The 689-nt window shown below is 69.1% G+C and carries 2 protein-coding genes; one reads left to right on the top strand and one right to left on the bottom strand.

The window, feature by feature from the left end; translation table 11 throughout:
* Positions 1-208, top strand: a 208-nt coding sequence (locus TW83_RS21230) for a hypothetical protein (protein ID WP_045983836.1), incomplete at its 5' end; no start/stop codon positions are given.
* Between the two features lie 5 nt (positions 209-213).
* On the opposite strand, the gene TW83_RS16290 is transcribed toward TW83_RS21230, so the two are convergent.
* Entirely contained in the window at positions 214-687 is a 474-nt protein-coding gene (locus TW83_RS16290; RefSeq protein ID WP_045983835.1) for an isoprenylcysteine carboxylmethyltransferase family protein, read from the bottom strand.
* Positions 688-689 lie beyond the last annotated feature (2 nt).

The raw sequence follows: 689 nt of genomic DNA, 5'->3' as shown, positions 1-689 counted from the left end.
GGCGATCATCCGGCTGGCGCGGGCGACGATGGGCAACATCCGCCAGAACGTTGCCCTGGCGCTTGGGCTCAAGGCGGTGTTTCTGGTCACGACGGTCATGGGCGTCACCGGGCTGTGGATCGCCTTCCTGGCCGATACCGGCGCGACGGTGCTGGTCACGCTGAACGCCCTGCGGCTGCTAACCTTCGATCCGACGCGCGTGACCTGACGCGCTCAGCGCCCGGCCAACGCGCGGGATTCCGCACGGACGCGGATCGTCAGCACGCAGGCGTTCAGGATGGTGAAGAGGGCCGCCACCCCCCACAGGCCCAGGACCATCGGCGCGACGATGATCTCGGCGATGACGACGGCATAGTTCGGGTGCGACATCCAGCGATAGGGTCCGCGTGCCACCAGCGGCGCGTCCAGCACGATGATGCGCGTGGTCCAGCGCGGCCCCAGGCTGGCCAGCACCCAGACCCGCAGACCCTGCAGGACCATGAAGGCGGCAAGCCATTCGGGGTGGACCGGGTTGGACCATCCCCAGATGCAGATGGCCGCCAGCCAGGCTGCGTGCATCGCGACGATCAATGGATAGTGCCCCGCCCCATGTTCGACCGCCCCCTGCGCCAGCAGGCGCCGGGTGTTGCGCCGGGCGACAAGCAGTTCGGCCCCGCGCTGCAGCAGCAGGAAGGCGATGAAGGCCAGGG

Source organism: Paracoccus sp. S4493 (genome assembly GCF_000967735.1).
Taxonomy (GTDB): Bacteria; Pseudomonadota; Alphaproteobacteria; order Rhodobacterales; family Rhodobacteraceae; genus Paracoccus; species Paracoccus marcusii.
Note: the sequence above shows the minus strand (reverse complement) of the source record. Positions and strands in the feature narration are given on the sequence as shown.